Below are 13388 nucleotides of genomic sequence, written 5' to 3' on the forward strand. Positions count from 1 at the left end.
TTGACGCACCGCGCGGGGCCGTTCTGTGTGCTGGTGTTCCTGACGAGAGTTGGTCGATGCGAACAATCCGTGACGACCCACCGGCAGGGATATTCATGCGCCGATGTCTCGGATGAATGTTCGTCGTCGCGAGGATCTTCGATCCTGGCACGCTGCAACGGGCCGTGAGCTGGTCAAAGAACGACTTGGGGAGTGTCGTCGCCTCGTCCACGTACGCGCCCGCGCACGTCAGTCCTCGTACTTTCGGTTCGGCCTGGGCGTCGTTGGCGCCGAGGGCGTGCACAGTGCGGCCGAGGACGTGAGCGGTCGGGGCGCCGCTGGTGTAGTGGATATCTTGCGCGACCTCGCCGAACACGTCCGGGTTCATGAGCGGCCCGAACACGTTCCGGGCGAGGCTGTCGCGGGTGCGCCCGACCATGACCAACTCGCCGCCCTTGGGCGGGTCGGCGACGTACCCCAACCACGCTATGAGGCTGGCGATCGTCTTCCCGCTACGTACCGACCCTTCCCACAGGTTCAGGAAGTCGGCGGCCTCGACGATCGAATCGGCCTGCTTCGGGGACAGGGCAAGATCAGTCATCGTCGCCGCCCGGTGCGCTGCCGTGGCGCTCGGCGTAGTTCCGGGCGAGGCCGTCCATAAGGCGGCCGATCACGGAACGGGACTGCTCGCCGGCTTCCTCGCGCGGGGGTGCGAGCTTGAGGGACCGGTCGAGGGCGGCGCCGGCGGTGGCCATCATGGCGCGCCGGTCGGCGGCGTGCGGCTCGGGCTGTACGCGCTCGTCGTACTCGTGGTCCTTGCCCCCCCAGTCCCAATACGTCGTGGGCTCGCTCATCTTCGACAGCTCGCGCTCGGCGATGTCGTGGAGGCGTGAGGCCATTTCGGTACGGCGTGCGGCGAGGTCTGCCGTACGGACTGCGGTGGCGGTGGCGACATCGGCGGCGCGGTCGAAGCTGAGGGGCGGCTCGAACGCCGCGGCGATCTTCGAGACGGTTGACGGCGACCGGCCCATCTGCCGAGCGATCTCGTTGCGGGCCATGCCTCGGCCGTGGAGGCGGCGCACCTGCTCGCGGTCGGTGTCGGTGATTGATCGAGCCATGGGTGGTCACCTCCGCGGCCGGGTAGTGTGCGGATTCTGTGCCTGAATCGTGAATAGGTGGAGGGGACGTCATGCGGCGCATGGTGATGGTTGGTGCTGTGCTGTCAGGTCTACTGCTGGTAGCCGGGTGCGGCGGGAGCGCGGACGCGAAGTCTGGCCAGGAGGTGTCGGCTGCGGAGGTGACGCCGTGGCCGTTGACCGTCGACAAGGGGAGGTTGCAGTGTCACGACGGCGCGGCTGTCACGATCACGGCCGGCGGCACCGAGTACGCGCTTAATGGCACCGCTAAGGCGAAGTACGCGGATCTCGGGCCGATCTGGAAGGACAATCCGAAGATCGCGGGAACCAAGGTGCCGGTAACGAGGCTGTTGGAGCGCGGGCAGAAGCTCTGCGGCTGACAGGGCGACGCCCCGCCGTACGGGGGATGACGGCGGGGCGCTGCTGGTGTTTCCGGGCACGCCGGAGACGCCTCCGATTAGATCACGGATTGGTAACGGTGGCAATGTGCGTCCCCGCGCGCGGGCGTGCGACCGCACCCGCGTCCGGTCGCGCGCGGCACCGACGTAGGGTTGGTGTCAGCCATGGCGGGGGTTGCTCCCACCGTGGCGAGTCGGCCCGCCCGGTGGTGACGTCACCGTGTGCGGGCCGCACCTATGTGCGGGGTCTACTGTTCGGTGCCGGCGGTCCGGCCGCGCTTGCGGTCCTCGGCTGCGCGCCGGGAGCGGCCCAGGGAGTCGGACACGCCTTTCAGCTTGTCGGCCACGTCGCCGACCAGGTCGGCCCGCTGGCGAAGCAGGCGATAGACGAACGACTCGGACACGCCGAGATCGGCGGCGGTGTCCTTGGCCGATACGCCGTGGTCGGCGTCGTCGTAGACGAGTCGCGGTGTCACCGCGGCGGCGGCCTCGGCGGCGAGGCGCAGTGCGCATACTTCGCTGGTGTCGAGCCGGTCGGCGAGGTCGTCGAGGAACTTCTCGCGCGCCTCGGCGTCCTCGGCGGTCGCGGCCCACTGCTCCGCGATTTCGCGTACGTCCTCGAACGGGTCGCGGTCGTCGTCGGGGTCGCCCCCGGCCGCGATGATCTCGGCGCGGCGAGCGTGCTCGAACTCCAGGTGAATGAGGTAAAGCTGGCGGGCAAGATCCTGGGTCACCTTGCCCGGTTCCGGCACGCGGCGCCGTCGGGCCTTCTCGGCGCGGATGAGTTCCCCGGACGTCCACCCCTCGGCGGCGGCCGTCCCCTCGACGGCGGCCTGTTGGCCGGCGGGATCGGTCGGGAACTTCGTCTGGTCGGCGCGCACGTACTCGGCGGCGGTCTGCTCGTCGTCCGGCTGCTGATCGTTGGTCATCTCTGCTGCTCCTTGTGGGAGAGGGGCCCGCCCCCGGTCGAGGGCGGGCCGGGTCGGGCTACTCGGGGCGCCACGCCATGACGCAGCGGCGGGTGTGGGGCTCGATCCGCCATCCGGCCTTGCGCAGCTTTTCGGCGCCGATTTCCAGTTCGACGGCGAAGGGTGCGCCGTCGGTGCGGACGTACCGGCCGGCCTCCAGCCAGTACAGGGCGACGCGGCCGTTCCCGCGGGGTTCGGCGAGGAATCCCCACGCGTCGGGCTTGTGGCCGTCGTCGCCGGGCTCGGCGGCGTAGTCGGTGTGGTCGCTGACCTCGGCGAGGCGCAAGGGGGCGAGCGCGGCAAGGGCGGCGCGGGCGTCGGGGTCCTCGGCGTGCTTGGGCGCGGTGCCCAGGGTCATGCCGCTGTGCGCGACGACGACGCCCTCGACGACGCGGCGCTCGGGGGCCTGCGCGGCGGCGCGGACGGCGATCCGGTCGGCGACTGCCTGCGAGGGGGCCACGCCGTGGGCGGCGCACTCCGCGGCGATCTTGTCGTCGGTCTCGGCACGGTACGCCTCGCGGTCGGCGGCGGCCTTCGTCTTGATCCGGGCGAGGTCGTCGGGGCGGAAGCTCGCGCGGGCGACGATCGGCTCGCGGACGGTCGGGGCGAACAGGGCGCCTTGGTCGGCCGGGCGGTCGACGGGGAACAGGGCGTCGTCGTGGTCCTGCTCGCCGATCCACTCGCCCCGCCACGTGCCGATGCTGGCCTCGGCGTCCGTGACCACGGCGGCGGCTTGCTGCGCCTCGGTGGCCACACTGGCTTGCTCGCTCTCCTCAATGGCGAACAGGGCGGCACGAACCTGCTCCCAGTCAGCGGCGATTTCGTCGCTGCTGATGCCATACGCCCACATGGCGACGGCCTCGGCGAGCTGTGGTGTGTGGATGCGCCGCATGATGTGAGGGCGGTGTGGGCCGCTGGCGAGAACGGCCGTGACGATATCGGCGACGCTCTGCTCGGAGACCTGGACGGGGGCGTGGCCGGCGCGCTGAATCCACAGGCGGGCGGCGCGAATCTTGGCGGGCGTGTGCAGGCTGCGGTTTTCGAGGATTGCGTCGGCGTAGGCGCTGATCACGTGCAGTGGGCGGGTGCTGGTCGGCTCAATGATCAGCGTGCGGCCACGGCCTCGGTGCGCGGCGTCGAGGGCGTCGCGGGTCTCGTCGTCGTTGATGCGCTGCTCGGCGAGGTAGTCGGCGAGGGCGCCGGGAATGACGACCTCACCGGAGCGCGGGGCGGCGGCGGGAATCTCGGGGTACGCCTCGGCGAGGGCCTGGTCGAGGGTGAGCCGTCCGGCGTCGGCCGGGCGCACGGTGCGGTACTGCGCGGCCAGGAACGCCCACGCCTTGGGGGTGAGGAAGTACCCGGCGCGGCCGTTCTCGTCGACGCCCAGACCGACCAGGCCGCGGCGAACCATGGCGCCGTGGGTGCCTCCGCCACGGCCGTTGTTGGTGCGGGCGGTGCTGCCCTGGGGGTTGCTGGCCCAGACGTGCAGGGCGTCGAGCATCCGCGAGGACAGGCCGTCGGCGAGGCGTAGTGCGGTGTAGACCTTCATGGGGGTTGCTCCCTTGGATCGGGCCGGGTGACGTCCGGCCGGCGGTGCCCCGTGTGACGTACGGGGCCCTGCAACACAGACTGTACCGGGTTCTGAACTGAGTTCACAAGAGGGGTGGGGAAAGGCGTCGGGCCCAACTCCCGCGGCGCGCACGAAGGTTGGGGCCGGTCATGGGTGGATGGGGTTCAGGCGGCCGTCGGGCGCCGCGCGCTGATCGCCACCCAAAGCGCGACCAGGTCGCCGCCCCGCCACGCCCTACGCCCCCGCTCGGTGTCCACGGGCGCCGGGCACTCCGGGCCGGTCGAGCAGGTCGCGGCGGCGGCCCGCGGGTCCCCGCCCCCGTTGTGCACGGTGATCCGGCCCACGTGGCAGAACGGGCACGCGTCGTCGAGCGTGAGCGTGCGCCCCTGGCGGCCGAGCGCGACCTCGACGCGGCGGCGCGCGGTGCGGGCCACGTCGGCTATCTGGTCGACCTGGGGCGCCGGGGTGGGGCGGAACAGGTCGCCGTCGGCCTCGGACAGGGCCCGCCCGGCGAGGTAGACGCACGCCCAGTGCAGCCCGTGCGCGCGCGAACCGACCCGGTCGACGATTCGGTCGGCCCCGTGGCGCCACTCGGCGGCGCGAACCGTGGGCAGGCTCCACAGGCGGGCGTCGGTGCGGTCGACGGTGCGCTGTACGCGCTCGGCGACGGCGTCGCACATGGCGAACACGTCGGCCTCGACGTCGAGGGCCGCGTCGAGGGCGCGCAGATTGGCCGGCGCCGGGTGCTCGCGCAAGACCAGGGGCAGGCGGCCGACGGTGGGCTCGGCGACGGCCTGGTCGTCGTCGCGGTCGGCGGCGGCGAGCTGGTCGAGGAATCCGCGGCGCTCGTAGGGCATCCACTCGGCCGGGCGCGGGGGCTCGGCGATGGCGGCGAGCAGGTCGCCCCACTGCTCGCGCACGGCGGCGAGGTCAACGGCGGCGCGGCGGGCTATGGGGTAGGTGGCGGTCTGCTCGGTCATGGGCGCGGCTCCGGAATTTCAAGTGCGGCGCGAATGCGGGTGACGGTGGCCCGCAGTGCGTCGGTGGTCTCGTCGTGGTGGCCGTTGGTCTCGGCTTCGATGGCGTCGCATGCCTCTTGCGCACGGGTGATGGCGTCGGCGAGGGCGTCGCGTTCGCGCTTGAGGCGGTCGCGGTGGCGGGCGCCAGCGGCGCCGGCGTTGGCCTGGGCGGCGATCATCTGCCGGCGGGAGACGTGCGACGGACGGTGCGACATGGTTCCTCCGGTCGAGGCGCGGGGCATCAGGCGACGTATTGGGCGAGGCGGTCACGCTCGTTCTCCGCCTCGACGATGGCGGCCTCGGCGGCGGCAAGGCGCTGCTGTGCTCGGCGCACGGCGGCCCGTTGCCCGCCGGCCTCGCGTCGGTACCGGTCAGCGTCGGCGACCTCGGCCTCGACATGGGCGCGCAGTAGGGCGGCCTCGGCCGCGGTGAGCACGACGCCCCGCTGCACGCGGGCGAGCAGTACGAGCAGGGAGTCGCGGCGTGCGGTGCGTGCGCCGTCGCGGTGGGCGCGGGGGCTCATTGCTGGGCCCGCTCGTCGAGGCAAGTGGCGTGCCGGTCGAGCATCCGGCGCACGCTGTGCATGCCGGTGAGCAGACCGCGGGTGCTGCGCGTGACGCCGTGCTCGGCGCGGTAGTCGTCGGCGCGCAGGGCGGCAAGGGCCGACAGTTCGCGGGTGTGGGCAGCGAGCAGCACGTGGGCGGCGACGGTGGCGGTGGCGGGGGTGTGCGCAGCGGGGTCGAGAAGGGCGTCGCGGAGGGCCGCGACCAGATCACCCGCGTTGAAGGCGACGTTGTCGCGCTGCTCGCGGATGATTTCGGCGGCAGGGCGTTCGCGGATGGCGGCCTCGGCAAACAGGGCGTCGAGGCCGGCCGGGCAGTGAGCGGAGGGGGTGCTGGTCATGGTGGGTGGCTCCTGTGTTGGTCGAGGGACGCGGTATTCGCGGTGCGGACGGCGAATACCGCGTCGTTCGGTGCGGGGCCGTGCTGCTGTGGCGTGCTACGCCTTGTGCGCGCCCTCGATGCCGCAGGCCGGGCAGACGAACCCGATGGGCGGCACGTCGTCGCAGTGGGCGCAGACGGTGAGCGGGGTGAGCAGGGCGGCCGAGGCGACCTCGAACAGGCGGGCGGCGGTGGCAATGTCGTTGGCGGTCCACGCACGACCCCCGGGGCGTTCGGCGATGCACCACGCGGCGTGCTTGATCGGCCGGCCGGTGATCCGGCCCCACTGCTGCGCGGCCTCGGCCTGAGTCCAGCGGTGGCGCCGGCGCAGCACGCGCACGTTGGCGCTGATGATCGCGGCGAGCGACGGCGCCTCGGTGGCGGGGGTGACGTCGGCGGCGAGGGTCTGCTCGGTCATGGTGCGTCCGTTCGGGTCGTGTCGGAGGGAAGGGGCGTTCCTGCGCGCGGGCCGGCCTGCGACCGGTCGCGCGGGCGGGCTTAGAACGGCGGCGGCTGGTCGCTGAATGTCTGGGACGACCACGGGTCGGTCTGGGGCTGGCTGTAGGGGCGTTCCTGGGGCTGCTGGGCGCCGCTGCTGCCGTTGGCCTTGGTGACGACGGCGGCCGCGCGGAGCAGGGATGGGGCGACCTCGTCGGCCTGGATCTCGTACGACGAACGGGTCTTGCCCTCGCGGTCTTCGTACTGGCGCTGGGTGAGGCGGCCGACGACGATCACGCGGTCGCCGCGCTTGATGGACTCGGCGACGTTCTCGGCCTGCTGGCGCCACACGCTGACGGACAGAAACAGGGTGTCGCCGTCCTTCCATTCGTTCGTGACGCGGTCGAACGTGCGGGGCGTCGAGGCGATCCGGAAGTTCGCCACGGCGGCGCCGGACGGGGTGAATCGCAACTCGGGGTCGGCGACGACGTTTCCGACGACGGTGATCGGGGTCTCTCCAGCCATTACGCGGCGGTCCTCTCGGGGGTGGTGCGGGCGGGAAGGGTGGCGACAGGGGCGAGCTGGGGCTCGCGGGTGCGGCGTGTGCGGTCGCGGGCGCACGCCCGGCACTTGCGCATGCCGTGCGGGTGCGACGGGGGATAGCTGATGTGTACGACCGCGGGGTCGGTGAGGTCGTGGTCGTTCACGCATCTGGTGCGGCGGGCGTTGACGGCCGATGGGCCGGTCGAGCGCAGGACGTTGGTGCGGTGGTCGACGGGTTCGAGGTGGTCGTCGGCGACGCATCGGCGGATGGTGCACAGGTGGTCGAGTTCGAGGCCGGCGGGTATCCGGCCGTGGGTTTGCTCGTAGCCGTAGCGGTGGGCGGGGACGTACCGGCCGTCGATCCAGAAGCGGCCGTAGCCGTCGCGGTCGAGGGCGGCCTTGGGCCAGAGCTGGCAGGGGGTCGAAAGGCCGGCGGGGGTGGGCCCGGTGGTCGTCTTGGCGGCGAAGCGCTCGGCGGGGGTGCTACGTGCCATGGGGACGTACCTCCGGGGGATGCGCGGCAGCCTACTGAACGTGCTCTCTTGGTTGGCAGGTTTCTATCAAGATGGAAAGTTATCAGCTGACAGGATGTCTTGGCGACGGACATCCCCCAGGGGTGCCTACCGGGTCGGTGCGAGCGTCCAGCCGTCGGCCAGTAGGCGGGCCTCGATCCGGTCGACGACTTCCTCGACGGTGTCGACCTGCTCGCGCTGGGCGTCCTCGACGGCGGCCCGGATCACGGCGAGGGCGGCCGGGATCATCGCTGCGCCCCGGTGATGTGCCGGGCGCGCCGGCGGTTTTCCGGGCGGACGTTCGCTGGGGCCGTCATCAGGGCGCGGGCGTGGGTGCGGACCTCGGTGGCGAGGCGGTGGCGCCGGGCGTCGGCCTCGGCCTGCTCGCGGGCAGCCCGCTCGGCCTCGGCGCGGTCGGCCTCGGCGCGGTCGGCCTCGGCGCGGGCGTCCATCCATGCGAGCCACGTGCGGTGACGGTCCTCGGCGTCCGGCCGGTATCCGGCTGGGGTGCGCGAGTGTCCGGCGCGGGCGAGGGCCTGCTCGGCGTCGCGCTCGGCGAGCAGGGCGGTGCCGTCGACCTCGCGCAGCGTGCGCCACGTGTCCCACCCGGTGTGTTCCTGGAAGATCACATAGGCGCCCTTGTCGGCAAGCTCGGTCACCTTGCGGCGGGCGCGCTTCTTGTCCGACGTGCGGATCACGACCGGGTCGTCGGGCCGGTGGTCCCAACTGGCCTCGACGCGCCAGAGCTGGACGTTCTTCGTGCGGTCGGTGGGCACGGCGCGGCGGTGGTGGGTGCGGGCTTGCTTTGAGGTGGGGCTCATGCTGCGGCCTCCTGGGTGGTGTGGCGGGTGAGCTGGGCGGCGGTGGCGTCCTCGACGCGGCAGGGGTGCGACTTGCCCATCGGGCGGTAACGGGTCTGCTGGTTACGGGGGTTGATGGCGCGGCCACGGCACGGCTCGTCCTCGGCGGCCTTGCACCACGTGCACGCGACGGTGAGCGGGTCGGGCGCGTTCTCGCGGGCCAGACGCTCGCGCTCGGCTCGCACGGGCCGGTACTCGGCGAGGGCCTGGGCGACGGTGCGCGGCATGTACTCGCCGAGCGCGGCGAGGCGGCGCTCGACCACGGCGGCGGCCGGGCCCGCGGTGAGGGCCCGGTGCGTGGTCGGCGCCTGGTGGCCAGCCGCGATGGCGTGACGCTCGGCGCGCAGCGCGGCGACATACGCGTTCCCGTACTGGTCGTCGGGGTCGACCTCGGGGTGTGCGGTCGGCTCGAACGTCCCCACGTGCCGAGACATGGCGTCGGCCTTGTGGGTGTGCCACGGCCGGGACACGTCCGACGGCTGGATTCGGTACGGGTTGCGGGCGATGTAGTCGCGGGCGACGCGGGCCGCGTCCCAACCGTGGGCGGTCGCCGGTACGTCGCTGAGCAGGTCGCACCATTGAGTGAGGCGTTCGGCGGCGGCGGCCTGGTCGTCGAGGGCGAGGCGGGGGTCGAGCTGCACCACGTAGGCGAGCAGGGCGGCAACTTCACGGGGGGTCACGGCTGGGCCTCCATGGCGGCGAGGGCTTGGGCGAGGTAGTCGGTCGACTGGGCGACGCGGCCGGTTCCGGCGGTGCCGGCGGGGACGGGGAACGGGACGACGTTCGAGCCGCGGGCGGGCGGGGCGGCCGGGACAGTGCCGGGCGCGGGGGCGGGCGGTAGGGCCTGCCACGCCCGCAGGAAGTACCGGGCGTGCGCGACGCCGTTGCGGGCCCGCTGGGCGGCTTGTACGGCGGTGGCGGCGAGCATGTCGTCGCCGCTGCGCTTGATCAGGGCGTGAACCATGACCCACTCGCCCGGGGTGAGCGTCCACGCGGGGTAGATCTGGGCGGCCGTGATCTGGTCGACCAGGGGGCGAGCGAACTCCGGAATCGTGGCGACCTTGGGCGCGCGCTCCCTCACTCCTTCACTCACTCCCTCTATGGGTGAGTGAAGGGGGCCGAAATCCGGTCCCATAGGGGGCCGAATCTCGGCCCCAAAGAGGGTGTCGGGAGTCTCGTCGGCGGGACCGGATTCCGGTCCGGTAGAGGGGCCGGATTCCGGTCCGGTAGCCGGTAGGGGGCCGGATTCCGGCCCGGTCGTCTCTGGGGCTATGGGGCCGGAATCCGGTCCTCTACGGCGGACGTACCCGACGGCTCCGGGGACCTTGTAGAGGGTCGCGCGGCTGCCCTTGGCGGGCTCCTCCTCGACCAGTTCCTCACTGGCGAGGGCGGCGTCAACGGCGGCCCGAGCGGTCGAGCGGGGCACGTTCAACCGGCTCATGATCTCGGCCGTGCCCATGCGGACGGTGGCCTCTGGGCCGGTAATGGCGTCGGTGATGGCGAGCATGACTAGGCGCGCGTTGCCCTTGGTCCTGGAATTCCGCCATACCCACGCCTGTGCGTCGAGGGTCACGGGGTGCTGCTCCTGTCGGGGGTGGGGCGCCCGGGGCGAGAGCGCGGTCGTCTCCTCGCCCCGGGGCTGGTCACGGGGTCTTGCGGCGGGTGGTGCGGGCCGGCTGGTGCTCGTCGCGCTTCCACCCGCACGGGTAGAAGCGGGTCGGTACGGCTCCGCATCGAGGGTTGCCGTAGCCGCAGACCTTCGGCGGCTTGTCTTCGGCGGCCGGGACGTCGAGGGCGAGCTGTCCGGGCACGTTCTCGGGCGGCGGCTCGTCGAGGCGGCGCCGTATGGCGGCGAGGGTGGCGGTAGTCGCGCGGGTCACTCGGTGCCCCCCGCTGTGATGGCGGCGAGCTGTCCGGCGAGGGCGCCCGTGCGCCACGCCTCAGCCGTCGCGTCCTTCCCGCCCTTGCGCCACGTAAGGGCGTGCGTTCGGGCCCTGGTGGGCTTCCACACGACCCCAGGCACGGTAAGCACTTCACCGGTCGAGTGGTCGGCGACCTTCGGGGCGCCGGCGGCCTCCATCTCGCCGACCAACTCGGCGAGCTTCCACGGGCGGACGGTGCGCACGATGCGCGTCTCGGTCCACTCCTGGCCGGGCCACGTCCGGCGTACCCACTGGGCGAGGGCTTCCTCGTCGACGACTACCGGGCCCGTCTCGCCCTTACGGAGCGAGATCGTGGCGACCTGCTCGCCGCTGGGGAGGACGGCGGCGATCCGCTCGACACCGTCGCGCGCCGCCGCGGCGTCGAGTGCCCTCTGTGTGCGGGCCCGTACGTCCTTCTTGGCGGCAGCCACACGGGCGGCGAGCAGGTCGAGGGCGGCCTCTTCGAGTGCGAGGTCGCGCAGCGACTCGACCGGCTGCTCGGCGGTCTGCCCGCTGCTCATGCGCTCGCCTCCTTCGCGGCGTCGAGCAGGTCGTCGCGCATCTCGCGCAGCTGCGCGACGGTGCCCTCGGCCGGCTGGCACTGGTGCCGGTTGGCGAACGTCTCGTCGGCCTCGGCCCGATCGGCGAGGCCGGCGGCACGAGCGGCGTCGTACATCTCGCCGAGCGCGGCGGCCTGCTCCTGGTCGTGCTGCTGCTCGGCCAGGACGGTGCCCTTCGTCCACTCCATCGCCCGACGCGGGGCGTCGGCGATCGGCCCCGGCCGCCGCTCTGCGGCCTGCGGCTGCACGGCGCCGGTCCGCTTCTGTGCAGCGACCATGTCGAGGCGGGCGAGGTAGTCGGCCGGTGCTCCGGCAGACACAGCGTCGGCGCGCACCTTGGCGAACGTCTCGGGGGTCGGCGCCTTCTGGGCCTCGTCGAGGTAGTCGCGGCGCGCCGGCGGGGCCGGTTCGGCGCGGCTGCTACGGCGCGCCTGCTGCCCATGCTGCTGGCGCCGTTGCTGGTTCTGCTGGCGTTCGGCGCGGTGCTCCGGGGTCGGCTCGACCGGGTGGTCGCGGTCGCCGTCGTCGACCGACCGGCCGTCCACGGGGATCATGAACAGCGTGAACAGGAGATATTTCAAGGCGGCGCTTTGGGCCTTGTTCGTGGCCTTGTCGGCGAAGTCGCTTGCCTCGCCCGGTACTTCGGCGGTGAGGCAGTCACCCGCGGGCCCGTAGACGTGATACCGCATGGTGATCGTGACGTGCGTCATCTTCTCGCCGCGGCGCTCGGCGTGGTGCGCGGCGATCGTCGGCAGGATGAACACACCGTGCGTGCGGAGCGGGCCCGCCATGGCGGACATGACGTCGTCGATACCGCGGAACTTGTAGCGCTGCTGAGTGTTCTCTTTGTCCTTCGCAACCGGCATCACGTCGCGCATCACGGCGGCGATGGCACCGAACACGTTGGGCGTGCCCTCGGCGGGGCCGACGGGCGCGGGCTGGTAGATCGGGGCCGCGACCGCGGCGGCCGTCGGGACGGCCGGGGGGTGGGGCAGGGGCAGGGCGGTGACGGTCACGGGCGGGTGGTTCCTTCCGGTGCGGTGCGGTTGCGGATGTGGGCGGCGAGTCGGGTGATGCGGCCGGCGAGGGTGATTGCCTGATCGGGGTCGAGGAGGGCGTCGAGGTCGGTGGCGGGCGCCTCGGCGGCCAGTGCCTCGCGGCTCCCGTCCGCGGCGGCGGCGCGCATCGCCCGGTCGTACTCGGGCACGTCGTGCGCGCAGATCGCGTGGTCGAGGGCGGCGATGTTGTCGCCGTGGTGGGCGAGCAGGGCGCCGAGGGTGGCGGGGTCCTCGACGTAGGCGAGGGCGAGGTCGTCGAGCAGCTGCTCGACGCGGCCGGCGATCGGCAGACGGACGGCGAGGCCGTCGGCGGTGAGCTGGGGGCGGATCACCGGTGCAGCTCCTCGGGCATGGCCGGCGCGTCAAGGGCGAGGGCGCCCGTCGCGGTGTCGTAGGTGTGCGGCTGGGTCCAGTCGGCGGCGGGGAACGCTGCGCGCAACAGGCGGCGGGCGGCGGTGTGCGCGGCGCGGTCGGCTTCGATCGGCAGACCGAGGGCGTCGTCGAGGACGACCCACGTCGCGAGGCGCTGCTCGCCGTCGCGGTCGGTGTGCACGGGGACGGTCCGTACACGGGCGGTACCGGGGACGATCTGGTCCAGCTGCCGGGCCAGTACGGCTGTGAGGGCGAGGCGCTTCCGGGCGGCGGTGAACGCCTGAGCGGCGAGGGCGGCGCGCGGGGTACGGCGGGTAATCTCGGAGGTGTTCACGATTCGTACCTCTCGGGGTTCGGTCGGGAGGGCCGTCCGGGTCGCATCCGGGCGGCCCTCGGCGTTTCAGGCGGCGGCGCGGTCGGGGGCGGTCTGCTCGGCCTGCTCGGCGCGGTGCGCGCGCTCGATGCGCTGGATGATCAGTTCGGCCGCGGGGGTGAGTCGGCCGGCGGCGCGGTCGCGGGCGATTCGGAAGCGGGCGCGGTCGAGAACGGCGCGGGCGGCGGCGATGGCCTGCTCACGGGGGATGACCTCGCCATTCATGCGGCGGCTCCGGTCTCGGCGCGGTGGTACAGGCTCGACGCGGAGATGCCGACGATGTCGGCGACGCGGTCGGCGTGGTCGCCGCGGGGGGCGCCGACGCCGTTCCAGATGCGCCACGCGGTGGGCACGGACAGGCCGGCCTTACGGGCGAGCTGGGAGGGGTTTTTGATGCCGCGTATGCGGGCGGCGGTGTGCAACAGGGCGCGGTCGTACGGAGGCACGGAAGCACCGTCCTTTCTGTCTCGGCAGCTAGCTACCGAGACAGAAAGGTAGCACGTTTCTTTCAGGATCGAAAGATATTGGCCTGTCACTGATCACTAATGTCCGTTGACACGTGGTGATGAGACGTACACAATCGTTCAAGCGTGCGAATCAAATGGTGTGGTTCGGCGCGGAGTAGTACGACAATGGTGTCGAATGGGGATGAATCGCCATGTCTGGAACTCGGCGTGTCCATCCGAGGAATTACGCGCTACATTTCAACCATGAAAAACAGCAAGCGCAGTACAACCCC

Annotated in this window: 23 protein-coding genes; 1 reads left to right on the top strand and 22 read right to left on the bottom strand. The window is 72.4% G+C overall.

Annotation, left to right across the window (positions count from 1 at the left end):
* Positions 1 to 580: terminase large subunit domain-containing protein (locus tag ACLJWH_RS32165; protein WP_411145292.1), on the bottom strand; the 580-nt coding region annotated here is incomplete at its 3' end.
* Positions 573 to 1097, bottom strand: a complete 525-nt coding sequence (locus tag ACLJWH_RS32170) for a helix-turn-helix domain-containing protein (protein ID WP_411145293.1) — start codon at positions 1095 to 1097, stop codon at positions 573 to 575. The genes ACLJWH_RS32170 and ACLJWH_RS32165, both read right to left, overlap by 8 nt.
* Positions 1098 to 1168: 71 nt before the next feature.
* On the opposite strand from ACLJWH_RS32170, the gene ACLJWH_RS32175 reads away from it, so the two are divergent.
* On the top strand, positions 1169 to 1495 hold the full coding sequence (locus tag ACLJWH_RS32175; protein WP_411145294.1) for a DUF2511 domain-containing protein: 327 nt from the start codon (positions 1169 to 1171) through the stop codon (positions 1493 to 1495).
* Positions 1496 to 1761: 266 nt separating this feature from the next.
* On the opposite strand, the gene ACLJWH_RS32180 is transcribed toward ACLJWH_RS32175, so the two are convergent.
* The 20 genes from ACLJWH_RS32180 to ACLJWH_RS32275 form a co-directional block, all read right to left on the bottom strand.
* On the bottom strand, positions 1762 to 2442 hold the full coding sequence (locus ACLJWH_RS32180; RefSeq protein ID WP_411145295.1) for a hypothetical protein: 681 nt from the start codon (positions 2440 to 2442) through the stop codon (positions 1762 to 1764).
* 58 nt (positions 2443 to 2500) lie between these two features.
* Entirely contained in the window at positions 2501 to 4030 is a 1530-nt protein-coding gene (locus tag ACLJWH_RS32185; protein WP_411145296.1) for a hypothetical protein, read from the bottom strand.
* A 185-nt stretch (positions 4031 to 4215) separates the two neighbouring features.
* A complete protein-coding gene (locus ACLJWH_RS32190; protein WP_411145297.1) occupies positions 4216 to 5031 on the bottom strand; it encodes a hypothetical protein in 816 nt (271 codons plus the stop codon).
* On the bottom strand, positions 5028 to 5285 hold the full coding sequence (locus tag ACLJWH_RS32195) for a hypothetical protein (RefSeq protein ID WP_411145298.1): 258 nt from the start codon (positions 5283 to 5285) through the stop codon (positions 5028 to 5030). Before ACLJWH_RS32195 ends, ACLJWH_RS32190 begins: the two co-directional genes overlap by 4 nt.
* 26 nt (positions 5286 to 5311) lie before the next feature.
* Entirely contained in the window at positions 5312 to 5593 is a 282-nt protein-coding gene (locus ACLJWH_RS32200) for a hypothetical protein (RefSeq protein WP_411145299.1), read from the bottom strand.
* Positions 5590 to 5973, bottom strand: coding sequence for a hypothetical protein (locus ACLJWH_RS32205; RefSeq protein WP_411145300.1), 384 nt, complete (start codon positions 5971 to 5973; stop codon positions 5590 to 5592). Before ACLJWH_RS32205 ends, ACLJWH_RS32200 begins: the two co-directional genes overlap by 4 nt.
* A 96-nt stretch (positions 5974 to 6069) precedes the next feature.
* Positions 6070 to 6429 (bottom strand): hypothetical protein, encoded by a 360-nt coding sequence (locus ACLJWH_RS32210; protein WP_411145301.1) that lies wholly within the window; start codon positions 6427 to 6429, stop codon positions 6070 to 6072.
* An 80-nt stretch (positions 6430 to 6509) separates the two neighbouring features.
* Positions 6510 to 6974 carry a single-stranded DNA-binding protein gene (locus tag ACLJWH_RS32215; RefSeq protein WP_411145302.1) on the bottom strand — a complete coding sequence of 155 codons (465 nt, stop codon included), beginning with the start codon at positions 6972 to 6974 and terminating at the stop codon, positions 6510 to 6512.
* Positions 6974 to 7486: an HNH endonuclease signature motif containing protein gene (locus tag ACLJWH_RS32220; RefSeq protein ID WP_411145303.1), complete on the bottom strand. Its 513-nt coding sequence runs from the start codon at positions 7484 to 7486 to the stop codon at positions 6974 to 6976. The genes ACLJWH_RS32215 and ACLJWH_RS32220 overlap by 1 nt, the downstream gene beginning before the upstream one ends.
* Positions 7487 to 7612: 126 nt before the next feature.
* On the bottom strand, positions 7613 to 7753 hold the full coding sequence (locus tag ACLJWH_RS32225; protein WP_411145304.1) for a hypothetical protein: 141 nt from the start codon (positions 7751 to 7753) through the stop codon (positions 7613 to 7615).
* Positions 7750 to 8325 carry a hypothetical protein gene (locus ACLJWH_RS32230; RefSeq protein ID WP_411145305.1) on the bottom strand — a complete coding sequence of 192 codons (576 nt, stop codon included), beginning with the start codon at positions 8323 to 8325 and terminating at the stop codon, positions 7750 to 7752. The genes ACLJWH_RS32225 and ACLJWH_RS32230 overlap by 4 nt, the downstream gene beginning before the upstream one ends.
* Positions 8322 to 9044, bottom strand: a complete 723-nt coding sequence (locus ACLJWH_RS32235) for a cell surface glycoprotein (protein WP_411145306.1) — start codon at positions 9042 to 9044, stop codon at positions 8322 to 8324. The genes ACLJWH_RS32230 and ACLJWH_RS32235 overlap by 4 nt, the downstream gene beginning before the upstream one ends.
* Positions 9041 to 9937, bottom strand: a complete 897-nt coding sequence (locus tag ACLJWH_RS32240) for a hypothetical protein (protein ID WP_411145307.1) — start codon at positions 9935 to 9937, stop codon at positions 9041 to 9043. The genes ACLJWH_RS32235 and ACLJWH_RS32240 overlap by 4 nt, the downstream gene beginning before the upstream one ends.
* Positions 9938 to 10007: 70 nt before the next feature.
* Positions 10008 to 10244, bottom strand: coding sequence for an aromatic ring-opening dioxygenase LigA (locus ACLJWH_RS32245; protein WP_411145308.1), 237 nt, complete (start codon positions 10242 to 10244; stop codon positions 10008 to 10010).
* Positions 10241 to 10807 (bottom strand): hypothetical protein, encoded by a 567-nt coding sequence (locus tag ACLJWH_RS32250; RefSeq protein WP_411145309.1) that lies wholly within the window; start codon positions 10805 to 10807, stop codon positions 10241 to 10243. The genes ACLJWH_RS32245 and ACLJWH_RS32250 overlap by 4 nt, the downstream gene beginning before the upstream one ends.
* The gene (locus ACLJWH_RS32255; RefSeq protein WP_411145310.1) at positions 10804 to 11862 is read right to left on the bottom strand and encodes an ERF family protein; all 1059 of its coding nucleotides are present in this window, start codon (positions 11860 to 11862) and stop codon (positions 10804 to 10806) included. Before ACLJWH_RS32255 ends, ACLJWH_RS32250 begins: the two co-directional genes overlap by 4 nt.
* On the bottom strand, positions 11859 to 12236 hold the full coding sequence (locus ACLJWH_RS32260) for a hypothetical protein (protein WP_411145311.1): 378 nt from the start codon (positions 12234 to 12236) through the stop codon (positions 11859 to 11861). Before ACLJWH_RS32260 ends, ACLJWH_RS32255 begins: the two co-directional genes overlap by 4 nt.
* Positions 12233 to 12610, bottom strand: a complete 378-nt coding sequence (locus ACLJWH_RS32265) for a hypothetical protein (RefSeq protein WP_411145312.1) — start codon at positions 12608 to 12610, stop codon at positions 12233 to 12235. Before ACLJWH_RS32265 ends, ACLJWH_RS32260 begins: the two co-directional genes overlap by 4 nt.
* A gap of 66 nt (positions 12611 to 12676) precedes the next feature.
* Positions 12677 to 12874, bottom strand: coding sequence for a hypothetical protein (locus ACLJWH_RS32270; protein WP_411145313.1), 198 nt, complete (start codon positions 12872 to 12874; stop codon positions 12677 to 12679).
* Positions 12871 to 13095 carry an XRE family transcriptional regulator gene (locus tag ACLJWH_RS32275; protein WP_411145314.1) on the bottom strand — a complete coding sequence of 75 codons (225 nt, stop codon included), beginning with the start codon at positions 13093 to 13095 and terminating at the stop codon, positions 12871 to 12873. Before ACLJWH_RS32275 ends, ACLJWH_RS32270 begins: the two co-directional genes overlap by 4 nt.
* Positions 13096 to 13388 lie beyond the last annotated feature (293 nt).

Origin of the sequence: Streptomyces sp. x-80, from assembly GCF_046549095.1 — a bacterium.
Classification (GTDB): Bacteria; Actinomycetota; Actinomycetes; order Streptomycetales; family Streptomycetaceae; genus Streptomyces; species Streptomyces celluloflavus.

Bases quoted from the DNA above. Each gene is read 5' to 3' on its own strand.
- ACLJWH_RS32170 (WP_411145293.1), bottom strand. From the start codon at position 1,097: ATGGCTCGATCAATCACCGACACCGACCGCGAGCAGGTGCGCCGCCTC.
- ACLJWH_RS32175 (WP_411145294.1), top strand. From the start codon at position 1,169: ATGCGGCGCATGGTGATGGTTGGTGCTGTGCTGTCAGGTCTACTGCTG.
- ACLJWH_RS32180 (WP_411145295.1), bottom strand. From the start codon at position 2,442: ATGACCAACGATCAGCAGCCGGACGACGAGCAGACCGCCGCCGAGTAC.
- ACLJWH_RS32185 (WP_411145296.1), bottom strand. From the start codon at position 4,030: ATGAAGGTCTACACCGCACTACGCCTCGCCGACGGCCTGTCCTCGCGG.
- ACLJWH_RS32190 (WP_411145297.1), bottom strand. From the start codon at position 5,031: ATGACCGAGCAGACCGCCACCTACCCCATAGCCCGCCGCGCCGCCGTT.
- ACLJWH_RS32195 (WP_411145298.1), bottom strand. From the start codon at position 5,285: ATGTCGCACCGTCCGTCGCACGTCTCCCGCCGGCAGATGATCGCCGCC.
- ACLJWH_RS32200 (WP_411145299.1), bottom strand. From the start codon at position 5,593: ATGAGCCCCCGCGCCCACCGCGACGGCGCACGCACCGCACGCCGCGAC.
- ACLJWH_RS32205 (WP_411145300.1), bottom strand. From the start codon at position 5,973: ATGACCAGCACCCCCTCCGCTCACTGCCCGGCCGGCCTCGACGCCCTG.
- ACLJWH_RS32210 (WP_411145301.1), bottom strand. From the start codon at position 6,429: ATGACCGAGCAGACCCTCGCCGCCGACGTCACCCCCGCCACCGAGGCG.
- ACLJWH_RS32215 (WP_411145302.1), bottom strand. From the start codon at position 6,974: ATGGCTGGAGAGACCCCGATCACCGTCGTCGGAAACGTCGTCGCCGAC.
- ACLJWH_RS32220 (WP_411145303.1), bottom strand. From the start codon at position 7,486: ATGGCACGTAGCACCCCCGCCGAGCGCTTCGCCGCCAAGACGACCACC.
- ACLJWH_RS32225 (WP_411145304.1), bottom strand. From the start codon at position 7,753: ATGATCCCGGCCGCCCTCGCCGTGATCCGGGCCGCCGTCGAGGACGCC.
- ACLJWH_RS32230 (WP_411145305.1), bottom strand. From the start codon at position 8,325: ATGAGCCCCACCTCAAAGCAAGCCCGCACCCACCACCGCCGCGCCGTG.
- ACLJWH_RS32250 (WP_411145309.1), bottom strand. From the start codon at position 10,807: ATGAGCAGCGGGCAGACCGCCGAGCAGCCGGTCGAGTCGCTGCGCGAC.
- ACLJWH_RS32270 (WP_411145313.1), bottom strand. From the start codon at position 12,874: ATGAATGGCGAGGTCATCCCCCGTGAGCAGGCCATCGCCGCCGCCCGC.